This window comes from Luteitalea sp. (genome assembly GCA_009377605.1).
Taxonomy (GTDB): domain Bacteria; phylum Acidobacteriota; class Vicinamibacteria; order Vicinamibacterales; family Vicinamibacteraceae; genus WHTT01.
Map to the genome: position 1 here is coordinate 82,856 of WHTT01000013.1, position 18,266 is coordinate 101,121.

At 64.7% G+C, this 18,266-nt stretch carries 21 protein-coding genes and 1 tRNA gene; 14 read left to right on the plus strand and 8 right to left on the minus strand.

Features of this window, described 5'->3' with window-relative positions; all coding sequences use genetic code 11:
- Positions 1 to 11 precede the first annotated feature (11 nt).
- The gene (locus GEV06_06530; GenBank protein ID MPZ17550.1) at positions 12 to 281 is read left to right on the plus strand and encodes a hypothetical protein; all 270 of its coding nucleotides are present in this window, start codon (positions 12 to 14) and stop codon (positions 279 to 281) included.
- On the plus strand, positions 278 to 2,362 hold the full coding sequence (locus GEV06_06535) for a recombinase family protein (protein ID MPZ17551.1): 2,085 nt from the start codon (positions 278 to 280) through the stop codon (positions 2,360 to 2,362). Before GEV06_06530 ends, GEV06_06535 begins: the two co-directional genes overlap by 4 nt.
- Here GEV06_06535 and GEV06_06540 read toward each other — a convergent pair.
- From GEV06_06540 to GEV06_06550, 3 genes are all read right to left on the minus strand, one after another.
- Entirely contained in the window at positions 2,278 to 3,051 is a 774-nt protein-coding gene (locus tag GEV06_06540) for an IS21 family transposase (protein MPZ17552.1), read from the minus strand. The genes GEV06_06535 and GEV06_06540 overlap by 85 nt on opposite strands.
- An 864-nt stretch (positions 3,052 to 3,915) precedes the next feature.
- On the minus strand, positions 3,916 to 4,641 hold the full coding sequence (locus tag GEV06_06545) for a DUF4410 domain-containing protein (GenBank protein ID MPZ17553.1): 726 nt from the start codon (positions 4,639 to 4,641) through the stop codon (positions 3,916 to 3,918).
- A gap of 8 nt (positions 4,642 to 4,649) precedes the next feature.
- Positions 4,650 to 5,438, minus strand: coding sequence for a hypothetical protein (locus GEV06_06550; protein MPZ17554.1), 789 nt, complete (start codon positions 5,436 to 5,438; stop codon positions 4,650 to 4,652).
- 65 nt (positions 5,439 to 5,503) lie between these two features.
- Between GEV06_06550 and GEV06_06555 the strand changes: the two genes are divergently transcribed.
- Together GEV06_06555 and GEV06_06560 are read left to right on the plus strand one after the other, a co-directional pair.
- The gene (locus tag GEV06_06555) at positions 5,504 to 5,737 is read left to right on the plus strand and encodes a tyrosine-type recombinase/integrase (GenBank protein ID MPZ17555.1); all 234 of its coding nucleotides are present in this window, start codon (positions 5,504 to 5,506) and stop codon (positions 5,735 to 5,737) included.
- Positions 5,688 to 6,005, plus strand: a complete 318-nt coding sequence (locus GEV06_06560) for a hypothetical protein (GenBank protein MPZ17556.1) — start codon at positions 5,688 to 5,690, stop codon at positions 6,003 to 6,005. The genes GEV06_06555 and GEV06_06560 overlap by 50 nt, the downstream gene beginning before the upstream one ends.
- A gap of 245 nt (positions 6,006 to 6,250) precedes the next feature.
- Here GEV06_06560 and GEV06_06565 read toward each other — a convergent pair.
- A tRNA-Lys gene (locus GEV06_06565) sits at positions 6,251 to 6,326 on the minus strand.
- 190 nt (positions 6,327 to 6,516) lie between these two features.
- Between GEV06_06565 and GEV06_06570 the strand changes: the two genes are divergently transcribed.
- The 4 genes from GEV06_06570 (at position 6,517) to GEV06_06585 (ending at position 9,650) form a co-directional block, all read left to right on the plus strand.
- A complete protein-coding gene (locus tag GEV06_06570) occupies positions 6,517 to 6,960 on the plus strand; it encodes a hypothetical protein (protein MPZ17557.1) in 444 nt (147 codons plus the stop codon).
- 15 nt (positions 6,961 to 6,975) lie between these two features.
- Positions 6,976 to 7,671: an HAD-IA family hydrolase gene (locus GEV06_06575; GenBank protein MPZ17558.1), complete on the plus strand. Its 696-nt coding sequence runs from the start codon at positions 6,976 to 6,978 to the stop codon at positions 7,669 to 7,671.
- A 66-nt stretch (positions 7,672 to 7,737) separates the two neighbouring features.
- Positions 7,738 to 8,199, plus strand: a complete 462-nt coding sequence (locus GEV06_06580; GenBank protein MPZ17559.1) for a hypothetical protein — start codon at positions 7,738 to 7,740, stop codon at positions 8,197 to 8,199.
- Positions 8,200 to 8,201: 2 nt separating this feature from the next.
- Positions 8,202 to 9,650 carry a hypothetical protein gene (locus tag GEV06_06585; protein ID MPZ17560.1) on the plus strand — a complete coding sequence of 483 codons (1,449 nt, stop codon included), beginning with the start codon at positions 8,202 to 8,204 and terminating at the stop codon, positions 9,648 to 9,650.
- A gap of 134 nt (positions 9,651 to 9,784) precedes the next feature.
- Here the strand turns inward: GEV06_06585 and GEV06_06590 are convergent, their stop codons facing one another.
- The 3 genes from GEV06_06590 to GEV06_06600 all read right to left on the minus strand — a co-directional run bounded on the left by GEV06_06590 (position 9,785) and on the right by GEV06_06600 (position 12,144).
- Positions 9,785 to 10,156, minus strand: coding sequence for an aspartate 1-decarboxylase (locus GEV06_06590; GenBank protein MPZ17561.1), 372 nt, complete (start codon positions 10,154 to 10,156; stop codon positions 9,785 to 9,787).
- Complete coding sequence (locus tag GEV06_06595; protein ID MPZ17562.1) at positions 10,153 to 10,746, minus strand: hypothetical protein; 594 nt, start codon at positions 10,744 to 10,746, stop codon at positions 10,153 to 10,155. Before GEV06_06595 ends, GEV06_06590 begins: the two co-directional genes overlap by 4 nt.
- A gap of 108 nt (positions 10,747 to 10,854) precedes the next feature.
- Positions 10,855 to 12,144 carry an alkaline phosphatase family protein gene (locus GEV06_06600; protein MPZ17563.1) on the minus strand — a complete coding sequence of 430 codons (1,290 nt, stop codon included), beginning with the start codon at positions 12,142 to 12,144 and terminating at the stop codon, positions 10,855 to 10,857.
- Between the two features lie 181 nt (positions 12,145 to 12,325).
- Here GEV06_06600 and GEV06_06605 point away from each other — a divergent pair, with 181 nt between their 5' ends.
- A complete protein-coding gene (locus tag GEV06_06605) occupies positions 12,326 to 13,681 on the plus strand; it encodes a DUF839 domain-containing protein (GenBank protein MPZ17564.1) in 1,356 nt (451 codons plus the stop codon).
- An 81-nt stretch (positions 13,682 to 13,762) separates the two neighbouring features.
- On the opposite strand, the gene GEV06_06610 is transcribed toward GEV06_06605, so the two are convergent.
- Positions 13,763 to 14,410 carry a DUF1080 domain-containing protein gene (locus GEV06_06610; GenBank protein MPZ17565.1) on the minus strand — a complete coding sequence of 216 codons (648 nt, stop codon included), beginning with the start codon at positions 14,408 to 14,410 and terminating at the stop codon, positions 13,763 to 13,765.
- A gap of 147 nt (positions 14,411 to 14,557) precedes the next feature.
- Here GEV06_06610 and GEV06_06615 point away from each other — a divergent pair, with 147 nt between their 5' ends.
- From GEV06_06615 to GEV06_06635, 5 genes are all read left to right on the plus strand, one after another.
- Positions 14,558 to 15,517: a TIM barrel protein gene (locus tag GEV06_06615; GenBank protein MPZ17566.1), complete on the plus strand. Its 960-nt coding sequence runs from the start codon at positions 14,558 to 14,560 to the stop codon at positions 15,515 to 15,517.
- 78 nt (positions 15,518 to 15,595) lie between these two features.
- On the plus strand, positions 15,596 to 16,558 hold the full coding sequence (locus GEV06_06620; GenBank protein ID MPZ17567.1) for a threonine/serine dehydratase: 963 nt from the start codon (positions 15,596 to 15,598) through the stop codon (positions 16,556 to 16,558).
- Positions 16,559 to 16,585: 27 nt separating this feature from the next.
- Entirely contained in the window at positions 16,586 to 17,305 is a 720-nt protein-coding gene (locus GEV06_06625; GenBank protein ID MPZ17568.1) for a D-arabino 3-hexulose 6-phosphate aldehyde lyase, read from the plus strand.
- A gap of 266 nt (positions 17,306 to 17,571) precedes the next feature.
- Positions 17,572 to 17,838 (plus strand): hypothetical protein, encoded by a 267-nt coding sequence (locus tag GEV06_06630; protein MPZ17569.1) that lies wholly within the window; start codon positions 17,572 to 17,574, stop codon positions 17,836 to 17,838.
- 71 nt (positions 17,839 to 17,909) lie between these two features.
- Positions 17,910 to 18,266, plus strand: a 357-nt coding sequence (locus GEV06_06635) for a hypothetical protein (protein MPZ17570.1), incomplete at its 3' end; no start/stop codon positions are given.

Genomic DNA, 18,266 nt, shown 5'->3' on the forward strand with positions numbered 1-18,266 from the left:
CCGACGACGCCATGCTCAATGACGCCACCGCCGGGTACGAGGGCCTGCGGCGCGCGGTGCTCGAGGGCGGCGGCGAGCGCGAGCGGGGATTCGCCCTCGTGATCCGTCAAGGGATGGCTAGATGGATTCGGACCTGGTCAGCCTGTGCGGTGCCCGCGCGGACGCCAGAAGGACCGGGGCTCGGGCCAGGCATCGCGGTGCCCGCGGGCGTGCGAGGAGAGGTGACCCACTTGCTGGTGACGATGGCGCTCGGCGCGACGCGAGAGGAGACACATCCATGACCCTCGAGACAAATAGCAAAGTGCAGGCGCGGCATCTCAAGCGACACGCCTATCTCTACATCCGCCAATCGTCGCTGCGTCAGGTCCTCGAGCACACGGAAAGTACGCAACGCCAGTACAACCTCCAGCAGCGAGCCATCGCGCTCGGATGGGCCCCCGATCAGATCGTCGTGGTCGATAACGATCAAGGCCTGTCGGGCGCGTCCGCCGTCGATCGGGCCGGGTTTCAAACCTTGGTGGCCGACGTCGGCCTGGGCCGGGCGGGGATGGTCATGGGCCTGGAGGTCTCGCGCCTCGCGCGCAACTCGACGGATTGGCATCGACTCCTCGAGATCTGTGCGCTGACCGACACGCTCATCTTGGACGAAGACGGGATTTATGATCCCGCGTATTTCAATGATCGGTTGTTACTGGGCTTGAAGGGCACGATGTCCGAAGCGGAGCTCCACGTCCTTCGCGCCCGGCTGATCGGGGGCATCTTGAATAAAGCGCGGCGCGGCGAATTGCAATGCCGCGTCCCCATCGGCTTGGTCTACGACGCCGCGGGGCGGGTCGCCCTCGACCCCGATCAGCAGGTGCAGCACACGATCCGCGTCTTCTTCGACACCTTCCGTCGGACGGGCTCCGCGACCGCGACCGTCAAGAGCTTCCGCGACCACGGCTTGTCGTTCCCGCGGCGGATGTGGCACGGCGCGCACAAAGGCGAGGTGATCTGGGGCCCCCTCGACCATCCGCGCACGCTCTGGGTGCTACACAACCCGCGCTACGCGGGCGCGTTCGTCTACGGGCGCACGCGGCAGCGCCATCAGGATCGGAAATACCACAAGCTCCCGCGTGAGGAATGGACGGCGCTCGTCCGGGATGCGCATCCGAGCTATATCACCTGGGACCAGTTTGAACAGCATGAGACGATGCTCCGCGACAACGCCGCGGGGTATGGCCACGATCGTCGGCGCAGTCCGCCCCGCGAAGGCCCGGCGCTCCTGCAGGGCCTCGTCCTCTGCGGCCGGTGCGGCCTACGGATGACGGTGCGGTATCACCAATCGCGTGGCACCCTGGCCCCGATCTACACCTGCCAACGCGAAGGCATCCAACATGGCCATGCCATTTGCCAACAGATCACGGGAGCGAGCATCGATAACGCGATCGGCGCGCTTGTCGTCGACGCGGTCAGTCCGATGGCCCTCGAGGTGACCTTGGGGATCCAGCAAGAACTCCAGAGCCGCCTGGATGAGGCCGACGCACTCCGTCGCAAGGCGGTCGAACGTGCGCAGTACGACGTCGATCTCGCGCGCCAACGATTCATGCGGGTCGATCCCAACAATCGGCTAGTCGCCGACTCGCTGGAAGCGGACTGGAATGGCAAGTTACGCCTCCTCAACGACACGCAGGAACGGTATCGACAGCAGCACGACGCCGATTGTGTGGTCCTCGGCGACGAACAGCGGGCCCGCATTCTGGCCCTGGCGCATGATGTCCCACGCCTCTGGCGCGATGCGGCGACGCCGGACCGTGAGCGGAAGCGGATGCTGCGACTGATCGTCGAGGACGTGACGCTGGTCAAAGGGAACGAGCTCGTCGTGCACGTACGCTTCCGCGGCGGGGCGACGCAGACGCTGACCTTGCCGCGGCCGGCGCCAGCCTGGGCCTTGCGCCAAACGAGCGCCGAAGTGGTCGCCGAGATCGACCGCCTCCTTGCCGACTATACCGACGTCCAGATCGCGCGCGTGCTCACCGACAGAGGCTTTCGCTCTGGGACGGGTAAGCCGGTGGATATCATGATGGTGGCGCGCGTCCGAGACCACTATCATTTACGATCCCGGTACGAGCGGCTCCGCGAACGCGGCTTGCTCACGCTGGCGGAACTCGCCAGCGCCCTACAGATCTCGACGGCGACCGCCAAGCACTGGCGGCGTGCCGGGCTGCTGCGCGCGCATGCCTACAACGACAAGCCCCAATATCTGTTTGAGCCACCAGGCGCCGATGCGCCCACGCGCTACGCCTCGAAGGGGATCGCGCGATGGGACCGTGAGCGACGATCCGCGACACATCCAGCCAATGAGGTGCAGTATGAAGCGTAGGCCTTCTCATTCCCGCGGCCAGGCGTACAGGGCCGTGGGGCGAAGTGATAATAGCCGGCGAGCTCCAGCAGCCGCGGATGAAAGCGAATCGCACTGCCCTGCCGTTCGAGCACCGTGCTGCGCAGGTTGTCGTAGACCAGGGTGCGTGCCACGCCGGGCCACGCCTGGAAGGCCTCGACATGGCCGCGGAGGAAACTCTCGAGCGTCTGGTCGAGCGTGAAGAGCGCAAACACTGCGCGCGAGTACGACAGCACCATCACAAAGCCGGACAGCGGGCGGGCACCGTGGCCAATCTGGATCGATCCGAACGCGCCCCAATCGACCTGCGCCTCTTCACCCATCAAGGTGGTCAAGCGGCGATAGACGGTCGGCGTCGCCGCCGGGCGCAGCGTGTGCACCACGCGCCGGAGCTGGACGACCGAGCCCGTGTACCCGCGGGCGCGCACCATCTCGAAGAGTCGTGTGGCGCGCAGGCGCGGATACTGCGCCAGCGTGTCGCGAATGAAGGGCAGGTAGGGATCGAGGATCGTCGCGCGGCACGTGCCACGCCGCACGGTCTGCGTGTCGTGCGCGAGGGCCGCACGGACCGTGTCATGGTGAACGCCGAGGGCGGCGGCGATGGTGCCGACCCTCCAGTGTTCGCCGAAATACAGACGGCGAATCTCGGCGTGCTGCTCGGGCGTGATCATGGGGCGTCTCCGAGGACACGCGACGGATTCGCCAGGGCGGTGGAAGGAGCCACGCGCTTTCGCGGCCGCAAACCATACAGCGCAACGCGCCCGCCAGGGGCGCGGTCGGCGATCGATCCGTCGCCGTGTCCGCAGGCAGTGTCACGGGCGGTGCCGCGCGGCGGGAAGTCTGATCCCTCACGCGGGCGCGATACGCGCGCTGGTGATCCCGATGATCGAGGCGGCCTTCCGGACTGACCCGGTGGCGCCGCCGCGCGGCGCGGACCGAGGCGTGGCGGGCGGCCGTGCGACACCCCGCCGAGCAATACGCGTGGCCACGATCACACGACGCGCAGATCGCGAAGAGTCTGTTGCAGCGCCGGCAGATTTTCTGGCGAAGCGGCGTGGCCACGACGTCGGAGCGGCGCGGCGTTCCGACTGGACACGCGAGTCAAACCGTGGCACAAGAGAGACGACCGGCTCGGTTCGCGTCGGAGCATCGAGGCGGTCACCCGAGGGTCTGGAGGTCCAAGCTCCAGGCCCTCACCTCAACCACCGCGACCGTCAGCTTACGCGAGCCGCCTCCGATCGCTCAACGAAGAGGCTGTGGACGCTGACGCTGCTATGGACGCACAGAACGCGCCCACAGCTGCTTGGAAATCTCGCACAGAACGCGAGATTCCCACAGCGCCCACAGCCATTCTCTTTTTCTTCAGAAGAACAAAGACGAAGACCGCCTACGACGACCACTGTGCAGATTTACGCGGTTTCAGGTGAGCGCTGACATCCGTGTGTAGACGCGCGTAATCTTCCGTGGGTTGCGGCCGTTCTTAGTCGTTGAGCGATCCTTCTGCATCGTCAACCAGCCTTCACGCCAGGCGCGCCTCACCGCCTGGGGAGTTTGTCGGTCAGCCATGCGCCGACGAATTCAGCAAGATCCTCACCGTTCGATCGCGTGTCTGAGAGTAGCTTGCCGACGGAGTCGCCTCCGTAGACGCCCATGACACCAATCCGACGGTGCCGAAACTCCGCTAATAAGCTGCCCGTAGGCGTGACGATTCGCCCGGCGATCTCGATCGATGATTTGCCGGCTCCAAAGCCCAACCAATGGCGTTTGGCACGACTGCCTGGATCAATCTTCACGAACTCACCTTCGATGACGATCGCCGTGTCCGGCAGCTCTGTGAGTGGGCGATCGTCGTGCCCGCGCGCGTTCAGCCCAAGTGCCCTGGCTTTGGAGAGGAACGCTTCACGGAGTAGTACGGGCCCTTGGGCCTGCAACATCTTGGCTTCGGCGACGCGCGACTCCTTGCCTCCTTCACCTCCGGTGCCCAGGTTTGTCTTGCTGATCGCGAACAAACGCATGTAGACGGGTGTCTGAACCGTTCGACCGCCCTCTTCGTTCAGCCGGACCCAATCTAAGAATTCATCTTCAATGGTGCGTCCGCTGGCTTGTCCCGCGCTCGGATCCTTGCCAGATGGCGAGGCAAGCGGACCGCCGAGAGATGGACGCACAGCGTTGGCGGACAGCATCGAATCTTGCGCCGCGAGCAAGCTGACAAACACTGCGATGATGATCATGATATTGATCGCCCGTGATTCGGCTGACATCTCCGGGATCAGAACTTCAGGCGCAAACCGCCGCCGGCCTGAAATCCGCCGACCTTCAGATCAGTAGGGCTGTTCGCTAGCACGCGAGAGTCGTCGATCGTGACCTCCCCGCGAGAGAATCGCGCGAAACCCCCAACGCCTACGACGCGGGTAAAGAACACGCTCACGTCTCCACCTCCGTGGAAGCCCCAACCTGTTTCTTCGATGGAGACACTGTCGTACTCGGAGATTTCCACGGCGTTGCCTGGCCCGAAGATTTGATAGACCTGGTCGTAGCGGATCTCGGTGACCACCTCGGTCTTGGCGCGGAAGAAGGTCGGTCCGCCGAACACGCGCACACGAACACGGTCGTTAGGCAGCGGAAGGGCTGCCATCGCTTGAAGGTGAACCCCGCCTTCGGTGTGTTCAAGGCGTTGGCCGGTCTCACCAGACGCATTCCCGAAGGCGTTCGCCCAAATCGGATGGGGAATGCGAATCGCAAGGTCCGCAGGATCTTGGTGGGCCGTCCCTGTGAAGCTCACACCGGCGCCGAATAGCGGCGTGAACATGAACCCACCGCCAAAGTCGAAGTCCGCACCGCGCGGTCTGCGGTAGGTCACATCGAAGGCGGCCTCTTCGAGGTTCACGATTCGTGTTCCGCGTATCCCGCGGCTGTCCTCAGCAGCCCCGGCAATGCCGATGTTGACGTCGATCCATCCACGCTCAAACGACGGCTGGGCGGATACTGTGGTGGCGGCAGGCAGGGCACAAAAGAGGCTCACACCAACGGCGAGCCCAACCAAAGCACACTTCGACATCGGGGTCCTCCTCCCGTCTAAGCCGATAAGCTCTACAGTGGGTTCAGTAGTTATAAACGGCCGAGCTGCGCAAACCGAACAGACTGTTGCGAGGATCCGACGGGTTCATCGCGGCGAGCGCCGCGCATCGGCTCGAGGCGTTCTTCACGGGAGCCCTCGCCATCGGCTTACGACTCGGCGAAAGCCTGGGCCTCCGTTGGCAAGACGTGGATCTCCACCGCGGCTTGCTGTACGTCGCCAGAGCCGCCAATGGATCCAGCCAAAGGCGTCAGACCGCACGGTCTGGCGCTCATCGATGACGTCAAGACGAAGAGCGGCCGGCGAACGCTCGCGCTGCCCAAGTTCGCCCAAGACGCCCTACGCACCCAGCAGGTGCGTCAAGCCCTGGAGCGCCGCGCGAACGCCGATCGATGGAAGCACTCCGCTTTAGTATTTTCGTCAACCATCGGCACGCCCCTCGACGATCGCAACGTCCAGGCCACGCTCGGCCACAGCCAGATCAGCGTGACGATGGATACTACGGCCACGTCAGCGACAGCCTTCAGGCGCAAGCCGCCAAGGAGATGAACGCGATGTTCCCCGGCGCTATCGCGCTCAGAGTCGCGCCTACGCGCGACCCGCATCGGACCCATTGGGTCAATTGGGGTCAGCGTTGGGGCCAACGAGGACGATCCGGGCGAACCGCCCGTGGAATTTGAACAATTGCTAAGAAATATGGTGAGCCGCGAAGGACTCGGGCAGAGCGGCGCGCCCGCAGGGCGCGGCGCGAGCGGAGGAACTCGGGGCGAGCCCAGCTCGAATGCAATGAGAGCTGGTGAGCCGCGAAGGACTCGAACCTTCAACCCGCAGATTAAGAGTCTGCTGCTCTACCAATTGAGCTAGCGGCCCACACGACTCGCGGTGGCCTTGTGAGCAGGGCGCTCACCTCCGCGAACGCCGATCGTAGCACGTGCTTCTCGTCTCGTTCAACCCTGACGGCAACCGGCGAGGGAGGGCATCGGTCACCCTCGGGCGCGCCGAGGACCGTGGTCTTTCGTGAGCCCGAAGCACCCGTGATCGCATATGCTCGACATGGCTTATGACACGGGCCCGTCTCCTCCTTGCTGCCCTTGCTTTTGTCTGGATCGGCCTACTCATCGGCATTGCCATCGAGGCCATCGTGAGGTTCGATGCTCCCGGCCTGACTCGCGCGGTCGGACTGTCGGTGGGGAAGGTGGTCTTCGCGGCTATTGCCGGCGTCGAGCGCATCATGTTCCCGATTGCCGCCATCCTGGCGTTCGTCACTCGACCGCCCAAGCTCGTACGGATCATGCTGGTCGGGATCGGGGCCGTGCTGCTCGTCGAGCAGGTGTTTCTCCTTCCTGTGCTCTCCGCGCGCGCAGACATGGTCATCCAGGGGCAGACTCCGCCGCCATCGAGCACGCACCTGCTGTACATGACAGGTGAGGTGATCAAATTGATCCTGCTCGCCGCGATGGGCTGGACGCTTCTCCGCGGTGCACAGCCCCCACGGAGCGGGTGATGGTATCTTGCGACCATGGAATCTTCGCACACCGACGTCGAGCGTCGGCCGGCGATTCTGTTCGATCTGGACGGCACGCTGGTCGATAGCGTCTACGAGCATGTGCTCGCCTGGCGGGAGGCGCTCGAGGCCGCGGGCATCCGCTTGTCCGTCTGGCGCATCCACCGCCGAATCGGTATGAGCGGCGGCCTGCTCATCAATGCGCTGCTTCGAGAAACGGAGGCAAAGCTGAGCGCAGACGAGGTGGTCCGCCTCCAGCGTGCGCACGCAGAGGCCTACGCTCGTCTCGTGTCTCACGTTCGACCGCTACCCGGCGCGCGCGAGCTGCTCGATTCGCTCACGAAGCTGGGTGTGCCGTGGGCCATTGCCACCAGCGGTCGGATGGAGAGCGCGCGACCGGCGCTCGAATCGTTGGGGCTGCGCCCAGACACACCGGTCATCACCCGAGACAAGGTGGCGCACGCCAAGCCAGATCCAGATCTGTTCTTGGCGGCAGCGGCGCGGCTCGGCGTCGACATCGCGCAGTCCATTGTCGTTGGCGACAGCGTGTGGGATTTGCTCGCCGCGCGCCGCGCGAACGCGCTGGGTATCGGCTTGCTCTCCGGCGGGTACGGTGAAGAGGAGCTGGTCCGAGCAGGCGCGTATCGTGTCTACGAGGACCCCGCGGGCCTCCTGCGCCATCTCGACGAAGTCGGCGTGAGGGGCGCATAGAGAAAAAGATACCCGGTTCCTTTTTCTGGATTGACGAGGCGACAGGGGCCATGGAAGCTTAAGGACATGATTCCTTCAGCGAGGCACCTTGTTGCAGCGCTTCTCATCGGTCTGCCTCTCGTGGGATGCAACGACGACTCACCAAGTGGTCCAGGCGTCCCCGTATTCCTATCCGGCGTATGGCGCGGAACGATCAGCCTGAACGTCGGCGCCGAGCCGCCCGTGGACGGTGAGGTCTCCTGCCTGTTTACGCCGCGGGCAGGCGGCGACGAGCCGCGCGCGGACGCGGCGTGCAACATCCAGAGCGAGTGGCTCAACACGAGCTTTGGCGGAGAGGTGGTGCTCGACGATGCCGATCCACCAACCCCACTGCGTCTCGACACGACCTACAGCTCGCCGCGCGGTTGCAGCGGCACCCTCCATCTCGAGGGAGAGGCAACCGAGAGCCGGGTGACCGCCACCGCACGCGGCGTCGACTGCGACGAGCTCCCCTGGACCGCTAACCTCTTGCTCACAGAGGCTCCCTAGACATGTCAGAGCTCCTGCTCGGGATGGGACTCTTCGCGGTCGTGCTGCTCGTGTCAGCACTCGCCTCCGGGATCGTCGAGCGGGCGCCGCTGTCGCTGCCCATCATCTTTCTCGGCTTCGGCTTGGTGCTCGGATGGACGAACGTGCTGCACCTCGAGCCACATCATCCCGTGCTCGAGATCGTGGCCGTCGTGAGCCTGACGCTGGCGCTCTTCCTGGACGCCGTCAAAGTGCAAGTCGAGGAGCTGAAACGAGAATGGCGAGTGCCAGTGCTCACGCTGGGCCCTGGCACGATTCTCATCATCCTCGGGATCAGCGAAGCCGCCATCCACCTGCTTTCCCTGTCACGGCTGGAAGGATTGCTCATTGGTGCCGTGCTGGCCTCGACCGATCCGGTCGTGCTGCGCGATGTCGTGCGCGACGCAAGGCTGCCGCGCCCCGTGCGCCGCGCCCTGAGCATCGAGGCGGGCATGAACGACCTCGTCGTCTTGCCCATCGTTCTCGTCTTGATTGCGCTGCTCACCGGGCGCGCGAGCGGTGCGGCAGACTGGGCCGGGTTGCTCGTGAAGCTGCTGGTCGTGAGCCCGCTCGTAGGCCTGATCGTGGGCGGCGCCGGCGCGCGGCTCGTCGGCGTGGTCGACCGACGCTTTCCCATTCGCCTGGAGTTCCAGGCGCTGTATGGGATCGGCCTCGTGCTCGCTGCGTACTTCGCCGGGCAGGCGGTGGGCGGCGATGGCTTCCTATCGGCGTTCTTTGCCGGTCTGGCCGTGACGGTGTTCAACATCTCGCTGTGCGAGTGCTTCCTCGACTACGGCGAGACCACCTCCGAGATGATGATGCTCATGGCCTTCATTCTCTTCGGCGTGGTGCTCTCGTCGCTCGTCACGCGCGTGGCAATCTGGCCGGCTCTGCTCCTGGCAGTGATCGCCCTCGTCGTCGTGCGTCCGCTGGTGATGCGGCTCGTCTTGCACCGCGCGCACATGAGCGGCGCCGCGCGCCGCTTCATCGGCTGGTTCGGTCCGCGCGGCTTGAACTCACTGCTCCTGGCGCTCTTGGCCGTTCAGGGCGGTGTGCCGCGAGGCGAAGAGCTGCTGGCGCTGACGGGAATCGTCGTTCTCGTCTCGGTCGTGCTGCACGGCATGTCGGCAACGCCGCTCACCAGTTGGTACAGCCGCCGAGCTGCGGAGAGCGTGCTGGCCGAGGAGCGGGAAGCCACGTTTGGTGGGTTGTTCGAGGACACGCCCGAGGACGTCCGGGTCGTCACGCCCGAGGAGCTCGCAACCATGCTCCGAGGACCGCAGCCGCCGGTCGTGATCGATGTTCGAGCGCGTGCACACTACGAGGCCGAGCCCGAGCTGCTCGCCGGTAGCATCCGCGTAGCGCCCGATCAGGTCGAGGAGTGGGCTGCCAACCGCGCTAAAGATCGGAGCGTCGTTGCCTACTGCTCTTGACCGGACGAGGCCACGAGCGCCCGTGTGGCGCGCGAGCTCGGAGCGTTGGGATTCGAGGCGATGGCGCTTGCTGGCGGGTATCGTGCGTGGCGGGCGTTCCAGGAGGCACAGCAGGGCGCGACCGCGTAAGACGATTACGCCACGGGCGTAGGACCAACCCCGACGTACTCGACGAACTTGTTCTTCTCATCGACGCGGATCATCTGTGGAGTCACCGGCTCATCGGTGAGGCAGAACGCGACGATGATCACGGCGTCTCCAGGCTGGAAGTGCCTTGCCGCCGCGCCGTTGACGACAACTTGCCCCGACTCCTCCGGTAGCTCGATCGCATAGGTCTCAATGCGCTGGCCGTTGTTCAGATTCCAGACAGCCACCTGCTCGCCGGGGACGATATCAGTAAGGCGCATCAACGCCCGATCGATGCCAAGGCTTCCAACGTAGCTCAGATCGGCGCCGGTTACGACCGCCCGGTGAATCTTCGACTTGCACACGATTCGCAGCTTCATCGTCGCTCCGGTTCCAGGCTCGGCCTCGCCTGTCTCATCAGGGTCTGGGCGATCAATACCCCGCAGCGAGCATCCGAAAACGAGTTGCAGTGGAAGCGATACGCCACGCCAGGCGTGACCGTGCTGACCACGATGTCCCGCTCTTCGTCGTTGATCGACAGCGCCGCGCTCCACGGCACCGCGAGCAGCGGTGATGCAAGGAATATCACCCGGCGATGGGTCAGGAACAACCGTCCAGGGCGGTGGCCGCTCTCGTCTACCGTGAACGCAGAGCAGCGGAAGTGGCAGCGGTCCGCGCCGAGGGCCTTGTGTTGATGCTCGAGGACGGGCAGTCCGTCCCGCACGAGACTCTCCTTGAGCGCGAGTAGATCGAGCGCCCCCTGTACCATCTCGAGCTCCAGCTCGACCTCCTCATCCGCGATCCCGAGCGCGCCCGGCATCTGCAACAGTCCTTCGAGCGTCGTGCGGTCGCCCGCAAGCCCCTCCTGCACCGCAGCCCTGAACTGCCGGTGCGGCCCGCTGTCACGGGCATCGGCGCCGGTCTGGCCGCGCCAGCGCCGGCTATAGGATTTGAGCCAGGAAAGTGACACAGAGCGTGTTCTCGCGACGAAGGCGTCCGCCGGGCATACGCATCGGGCGGCGTACTGCCCTGATCATGACACGGAACCGTCGTCGAAATGCAAGTGGCGGAAGCCATGTCACTCGCGCGGGCGCTTCGCGGCGAGTAGCAGTTGCGCGGTATCCGGATCGCCATCGTTGGGAGCGGGGCTGAGCCCGATCGTGGCGGTGAGCGCATTGTACAGATGGACACTCTCGAACGGCGCAAGCTGGACGCCGCGCGGGAACGCGGGGCCGGCCGCGACAAAGATCCCGTGCATGGAGACGACCGCGGGATCGTAGCCGTGGGTGCCGAACGTGACCGGCTGCGCCGGCCGTGTGCGAGGGAGGCTTGGCAGCAGCTGCCAACCTTCGTCGACGACCCCTACAATCGGTGGGATGCGAGGATTGTCGCGATAGTGCCAATGTGCCGGCGTTTCAGCCCGTCGAAAGACGTGCAGATGCGGATGCGCGTTAGCAAGAGGGCGATAGACGTCGTCCACGTTTGCGGTCCGCGGTGTCAGGCCAAGATTCGGACCCACGTCAACGACATCGACGGTGTCGAGATCCAGGAACGCGTCGAGCGCAATGCGGCGGTCCGAGCGCACGTCTGTCATACCGTGATCGGAGACTACGGCCACATTGACAACGTCGAGCAGCCGTCGCGCCTCGAGACCATCGAGCAGGCGCCCCAGGATGCGATCGAGCGCGACGATGGCTGCGCGCACTTCTGCGGAGCTTGGGCCAGCGTGATGTCCAGCCTGGTCAGTGTCGCTGAAGTAGCCGGCAATGAACGTCGGGCGCTCTGAGGCGGGCAGGTCCAACCAGGCGAGAATCTGGTCTACACGCGCTTGGTTGGGGAGCGCGGCATCGAACCGCTTCCAGTAGCGCGGCCGCACACCGCCGACTGGCGCTTCGGACCCTGGCCAAAACATGGTCGCCGCGCGTTGTCCCTGTCGCTGAGCGGTGACCCAGATTGGCTCGCCACGCCACCACCGTGCGTCTTCGACTGCTTGCCGATCCCTGAGGCTGAAGGAGAGGCCCGTGACCGGGTCGCGCATGCTATTTGCCACGATGCCGTGGTGCTCCGGGTAGAGCCCTGTGACAATGGTGTAGTGATTCGGGAAGGTCTTGGTTGGAAAGACGGGGATCAAACGCTCCACGGTCGTCCCGCGCGCCATGAGCCGTCGCAGGTTCGGCGTTGGCGCTTTCGTGTGATAGTCCCAGCGCCAGCCGTCGAACGACAGCAGGATCAGCGTCAGTTCGTAACCGCGGGGATTGGCCGGCCGTGAATCGACAGGTCGGAATGTTCGACAGCTAGAGATCGCGAGCGTGAGCAGAATCAGCAGCACCAACGACAGGGAGGTGCTTTGTCGCGCTCGATTTCTCATGCGTCCGCCAGGGCCAGCATACCTCGCATCACCGCGGAGCCCAGAGCCCCGCTGACACGCGCGCCAAGTAAAAACTTCGTGTCGACGGCCGAAGTGCCGTACCGCGCTGGCCGCTTTCGTCTTACACTGTCTCCGCCCCCACGAGACCAATGACGCTCAGCCGTTCCCGCACGAGATTGCCATGCTGGATCGCCGATGCTTTCTCCTCAAAGGCGCCGCCGCCGCGAGCGTCGTGGCGCCGTTGCAGGCGCTGCTCGCGCGTGCCGAGGGCGGTATTTCTCCGCGGCCCGTCACCGGGTACGGCCCGCTGAGGCCGGTCAGGGACCGTGCGACCAAGCTGCCGCTGTTGCTGTTGCCCGATGGCTTCAGCTATGTCAGCTTCGGATGGACCCGCGACTCCCTCGCGGACGAGACGCCCACGCCCCCGTTGCACGACGGGATGGCCTGTTTTGCGGCGGGAGACGACCGTGTGCGATTGGTGCGCAACCACGAGATCGCCAGTGGCGATGGGGCGTTCGCGCCGGCGCTGGCCTACGATCCCGCGGCTGGAGGAGGTACGACGACCGTCGAGTTCGACACGCGCCGCGGACGAGTGCTGCAAGCCTCGGCGAGCCTCGCGGGAACGGTTCGCAACTGCGCAGGCGGCGCGACGCCGTGGGGCTCCTGGCTGACGTGCGAGGAGGCGATTGCGGATCCGGCGCCGGACAATCCCATGAAGAAGACCCACGGCTGGGTGTTCGAGGTGCCGGCCGATGGCCGCGCGGTCGCCGAGCCTCTGCGAGCCATGGGACGCTTCGTGCACGAGGCGGTGGCGGTCGACCCTGCAACGGGCATCGTCTACGAGACCGAGGATCACGGAGAAGCCGGCTTCTACCGCTTCCTCCCCCGAGAGCGCGGGAAGCTCACAGCCGGCGGCACGTTGGAGATGCTGGCGGTGAAGGGACGGCCGCAGCTCGACACGCGCAAGGGTCAGCCGCGCGGCGCGACCTACGCCGTCGAGTGGGTGCGGATCGACGATCCCGAGCGCGCGCACCACGACGAGACGAAACAGGACCGACACGGTGTCTTTACACAAGGCCACGAGCAGGGCGCCGCCATCTTTGCCCGGCTGGAGGGTGCGTGGCACGGCCAGGGACGCATCTACTTCCTCGCGACCTCTGGCGGCGATGCCGAGCGCGGCCAGGTATGGGAGTACGACCCGGCCGCCGAGCGCCTGCGGCTCGTCTTCGAATCGCCGGGCGCCGATGTGCTCGACATGCCGGACAACGTGTGCGTGAGCCCGCGGGGCGGACTGTTGCTCTCCGAGGACGGTCAGGGTGAGCAGTTCGTTCGGGGTCTCACCACCGACGGTCAGATCTTCGATTTCGCTCGGAACAACGTCGTGCTCCGCGGTGAGCGCGGTTTCACAGGCGACTACCGCCGAAGTGAGATTGCAGGCGTGAACTTCAGCCCCGACGGAGAATGGCTCTTCTTCAACATTCAAACACCCGGCATTAGCATCGCTGTCACCGGACCGTGGACGCATGGAGCGCTGTAAGGCTGATAGCGACCATGCTACCGGTTGCCTACGTGGGGCAGCTGACGATGCGCGATCCGTGCCGGACGTCGGTGGGAACGTTCAGGGTAGCGGCTTGACCATGATGTTCTTGTAGAACACCTTGCTCTGCGGATCGTGGCCTTGCAGCGCGAACGTGCCTCGCGACAATCTGCTACCGGCCTCCTTGGATGGCGTATCGCTGGACTCTGGCTCGGTGTAATCGGTCACGTCCTTCCCATTCACCTTCACCAACACACGCGTGCCCTGAACGATGATGTGCTGCGTGAACCACTCGTCGTCTTTCGCCGGCGCCTCGTAGTTGTCCTGGATGTTGTACAGGCTGCCGGTGCGCTTCGGATCCGTGTGACTGTTGTTGACCTGAATCTCGAAGCCGGCTTTCGGCCAGCCCTCGTCTTGGTAGGCCGTATGGAAGTACATCCCAGAGTTCGAGCCGGGCGTGGTCATGACGTCGGCCTTGAATTCGAAGTTCTCGAAGTCGTGTTCCTGTACGGGTCCCACGTAGAAGAGGTGCGCGCGCGGGCCATCGACGACGATGGCGCCGTCCTCGACCGTGAAGGTCTCCGCGTTCTCGCCGGCCTTCCAGCCCTCGAGCGTCTTGCCGTCGAACAGCGGTATCCAGCCCTCATCATCCGCCTGCTGCGTCGACGCCGCCAAGCCTGCGAGAGCCACGAATGAAGCAAGACAGAGTGTGGTGACAATCTTCTTCATGCTGCACAGTCTACTCGTTCTTGCGGGCCGCGCAAGGGTTCCGGAGGGGAGCGTACATCCCGACGGGCGTTTCCGCATAGAATCGACGACGGCACGGAGGCGTCGATGGCGCCACGGCCGCGAGCGGTCCAGCGATGAGGTTCATACATGTCCCGATCCAGGCGTCAGTTTCTAGCGGCAGCCGGTTGCGTGAGCGCTGCCGCGGCGTTCACTACGCCTCCAGCAGCCCACGCTGCGCCCGCGCAAGCCTCCGGCCGGCGCGTGAAGCTTGCGCTGTCTACCTATTCGTATTGGCACTTCCGCACCGAGAAGGTGCCGATTGAGACGGTCATCGACAAGGCGGCTGACTTCGGCGTCGAAGGGGTGGACGTGCTGCATCGCCAGATGTCCGGGGAAGATTCCGCGTATCTCAACAAGTTGAAGCGACACGCGTTTGTCAATGGTGTCGCGCTGGTCAGCCTGTCGATTCACCAGGACTTCGTCGATCCAGATCCGGCGGCGCGGCAGAAGGACATCGATCACACGATCAAGTGCATCGAGATGTGCGGGCAGATGGGTATTCCATGTATGCGGTTGAACACGGGCCGCTGGAACACCATCGAGTCGTTCGACGATCTGATGAAGGCACGTGGCATCGAGCCGGTGCTGCCCGGCCACACGGAAGACGAAGGCTTCAAGTGGTGCATCGATAGCATCGAGAAGGTGCTGCCGAAGGCGGAGGAGTGTGGCGTGTTGCTGGCGCTCGAGAATCATTGGGGCCTCGCCCGCACACCGGAAGGGCAATTGCGTATCCTCGATGCCATCGAGTCGCCGTGGCTCGGCGCATTGATGGATACGGGCAACTTTCTAGAGGACCCGTACGAGAAGCTGAAGATGATCGCACCGAGGACTGTCTTTGTTCAGGCGAAGACCTACGACGGCGGCGGCGAATGGTACTCGCTCGATCTCGACTACGACCGGATCGCGCAGATCCTCGCCGAGGTCAACTACGCTGGGTACATCGCGCTCGAGTTCGAAGGCAAGGAGGACCCGGATGCCGCGGTTCCGCGGAGCCTCGAACGGCTGCGAAGCGCCTTCGGCCTCTCCTCGTCGTCAGCTCGCGCATGAATCGCCTGACTTGACTTGTCTCGCCGAAGCGGCGAAGCCGCGAAGGCGGAAGGTCGCGCCTACAGGCACGTTTGTACAGTGGTGACGCTGGTAGATCGGATCGTCGCGGCCGCGAAACGTATTCAGCCGCACACACGGGAAACCCGGCTGGAGCGCAGTGACGTTCTCGCACCGAGCGTCGCATCTGACGTGTGTTTGAAGTGCGAGAACTTGCAGCACACCGGCTCCTTCAAGCTACGCGGGGCGCTCAACAAGACTCTGCTTCTGTCACCGGAGACACTCGCCCGCGGCGTGGTGGCTGCTTCCACCGGCAATCATGGTCGCGGTGTGGCGCATGCGCTTGCAGCGGTCGGTGGACGCGGAACGATCTACCTGCCGACCACCGCGCCCGGCAGTAAAGTGGAGGCGCTGCGGCAGTATGCGAGCATCAACCTCGAGTTCCACGGCACCGACAGCTCCGTGACCGAAGCCCACGCACGCGAGGTTGCCGAGCGCAGCGGCCGCGTCTACATCTCGCCGTACAACGACCTCGACGTCATTGCTGGCCAAGGAACGGTCGGTGTCGAGATCTGGCGCCAGTGTTCCATGGTCGAGGCTCTGTTTGTCGCGGTGGGCGGCGGAGGGCTCGTCACGGGTGTTGCCTCTTATCTCAAAGCTCAGGACCCTTCAGTTCGGATCATCGGCTGTTGGCCGGAGCACGCACCGGCGCTACATGCGGCGCTCACGCTCGGGCGCATCGTCGAGATCCCGGAGCGACCGACCTTGTCGGACGCCACGGCCGGAGGTCTCGAGCCAGGAGCGGTGACGTTCGATCTCGCGCGCGAGCTCATCGACGACCATGTGCTGGTGAGCGAAGACGAGATCGCAGCGGCCATTCGCCTGGTGCACGCCGAGCACGACATGGTGATCGAAGGCGCCGCTGGCGTCGCGGTCGCCGGATACCGCAAGGCCGCTGCGCGGTACTCCGGGCAGCGAAGCGCGATCATCCTCTGTGGCGGCAACATCGCGCGAAGCACGCTCACATCATTGCTCTCTGCATAACTCACAAACGGGATTCATCTGCGGAAAATGCGCATCACACTCGATCATCTCACCTTTCCCATCGTGCAGATCTCACTCGACGTGACATCCATCGACGAGGCACTGGAAACGGCGGCGCTGGCGGTGGAAGCCGGCGTGGACTGGCTGGAAGCGGGCACGCCATTGCTGCTGGCCGAGGGACTCCGCGCGGTCGAGGCCATGCGTGGCCGCTTTCCGAATCATCCGATCGTCGCCGACTTGAAGACGATGGACGGAGGCTATTTGGAAGCGGAGATGATGGCCAAGGCTGGCGCGAATCTCGTCGTGGTGATGGGGCGTGCCCATGAGGCCACGATTCGGCGTGTCGTGGACGCCGGCCGCGACTACGGTGTGAAGGTCATGGGGGACAACCTTGCGGCAGAGGACCGCGTGGCCTGCGCGCGTTGGCTGGAATCGTTGGGCGTCGACTTCATCATCCACCACATCGGGTACGACGAGCGACGAATGATCTCGGGCCTGAGCCCGCTCGATGAGCTCGAAGCCGTGGTGGACGCGGTGTCGATCCCGGTCCAGGCGGTGGGCGGCCTGTCGATTCAACAGGCGATCTCCTGTCCGTCCTATGGTGCGCCGCTCGTCGTGCTCGGTGCGCCGCTCGTGATCGACGCCGATCAGTTTCGCGCCACGAGCGCCGATCTCGGCTCGGTGCTCCGCGAAATCTGCGATGCCATCCGGCGGACGCCACTCAGACAGCGCCGCCAATTCACTTAATCAGCTTCAGGCGCCGCAGATCGTGTTCGGTCCAGCCCGTATCTTCCAAGAGCCCTTGAAGCATCTTCGCGCCGTACGTCTTGTCGGGTGGTAATGAATTGAGACCAGCCGTGGCGGGCTGCTGTTCGTGCGGTAGACGCGAGCGGAGCCGCTTCCGCAGCCAAGCCGCCAGCCGTCGCGTTCTAACGCCCGCGTACCCAAGCGGTTCGTGTTTTACAAGCTGCAGGCAGTGGGTGCATCCCGCATGTTGCGTATTACGCAGTGCTATGTGCATAATACGTCACGATTTGTATCGGCCAGCGAGCGAGGAAGTCAAGGGCGTATCCAGGGCGCCGCGGCCATTCGACTCGAAACCGGACCTGCCGGAGGGGACTGTCGATTCCCATGGCACGCCGGTCACGCCCAAGAGTCTCTACTTGGCGCAATTGGGCGAGCGCCTCGATCCACAGGCGGTGAAGAACATCGGCTATTTGGAGTTGCCTGTTCGTGGGCGCGCCGCTCGGAAAGTGATCCACTCGCCGATCGGAAACTAATCCACCTGGAGGCCTGATGGTGGGCTTGCGGGGCTACCAGCTCCGCGGGTTCGCTGGAGAGGATGCTCAAGGTGGACCAGGTACATGTCATTCGCCATAAGGTGTTAGTCGACGGCCGCTCCCGCCGGCAGGTCGCGAAGGAGTTCGGGATCTCGCGGGTCACGGTCCGCAAGTACGTCGAGGGGGCGGAGCCCGTGCGACGGGAGGCCCAGCCACGAGCCCGGCCGGTGTGGGAGCAGGTCGGCCCACGCATCGACGCCTTGTTGGCGGCGTCGAAAAACTGGACGGGCGGCAAGCAGCAGCTCACGGCCACGCGGCTGCACGAGTTACTGATCGGCGAGGGCCATCGGGTCGGGGCCTCGCTCGTCAAGGCGGCCGTCGCGGAGTGGAAGCGGCAGCGCCGCGAGGTCTTTGTGTCGCTCACGTAT

Coding starts and splice junctions, on each gene's coding strand:
- GEV06_06545 (MPZ17553.1), bottom strand. CDS start 4,641: ATGTCAGCCGAATCACGGGCGATCAATATCATGATCATCATCGCAGTG.
- GEV06_06600 (MPZ17563.1), bottom strand. CDS start 12,144: ATGAGAAATCGAGCGCGACAAAGCACCTCCCTGTCGTTGGTGCTGCTG.
- GEV06_06605 (MPZ17564.1), top strand. CDS start 12,326: ATGCTGGATCGCCGATGCTTTCTCCTCAAAGGCGCCGCCGCCGCGAGC.
- GEV06_06530 (MPZ17550.1), top strand. CDS start 12: ATGCTCAATGACGCCACCGCCGGGTACGAGGGCCTGCGGCGCGCGGTG.
- GEV06_06570 (MPZ17557.1), top strand. CDS start 6,517: ATGACACGGGCCCGTCTCCTCCTTGCTGCCCTTGCTTTTGTCTGGATC.
- GEV06_06615 (MPZ17566.1), top strand. CDS start 14,558: ATGTCCCGATCCAGGCGTCAGTTTCTAGCGGCAGCCGGTTGCGTGAGC.
- GEV06_06625 (MPZ17568.1), top strand. CDS start 16,586: ATGCGCATCACACTCGATCATCTCACCTTTCCCATCGTGCAGATCTCA.
- GEV06_06540 (MPZ17552.1), bottom strand. CDS start 3,051: ATGATCACGCCCGAGCAGCACGCCGAGATTCGCCGTCTGTATTTCGGC.
- GEV06_06610 (MPZ17565.1), bottom strand. CDS start 14,410: ATGAAGAAGATTGTCACCACACTCTGTCTTGCTTCATTCGTGGCTCTC.
- GEV06_06630 (MPZ17569.1), top strand. CDS start 17,572: ATGTGCATAATACGTCACGATTTGTATCGGCCAGCGAGCGAGGAAGTC.
- GEV06_06590 (MPZ17561.1), bottom strand. CDS start 10,156: ATGAAGCTGCGAATCGTGTGCAAGTCGAAGATTCACCGGGCGGTCGTA.
- GEV06_06535 (MPZ17551.1), top strand. CDS start 278: ATGACCCTCGAGACAAATAGCAAAGTGCAGGCGCGGCATCTCAAGCGA.
- GEV06_06585 (MPZ17560.1), top strand. CDS start 8,202: ATGTCAGAGCTCCTGCTCGGGATGGGACTCTTCGCGGTCGTGCTGCTC.
- GEV06_06580 (MPZ17559.1), top strand. CDS start 7,738: ATGATTCCTTCAGCGAGGCACCTTGTTGCAGCGCTTCTCATCGGTCTG.
- GEV06_06575 (MPZ17558.1), top strand. CDS start 6,976: ATGGAATCTTCGCACACCGACGTCGAGCGTCGGCCGGCGATTCTGTTC.
- GEV06_06560 (MPZ17556.1), top strand. CDS start 5,688: ATGGATCCAGCCAAAGGCGTCAGACCGCACGGTCTGGCGCTCATCGAT.
- GEV06_06550 (MPZ17554.1), bottom strand. CDS start 5,438: ATGTCGAAGTGTGCTTTGGTTGGGCTCGCCGTTGGTGTGAGCCTCTTT.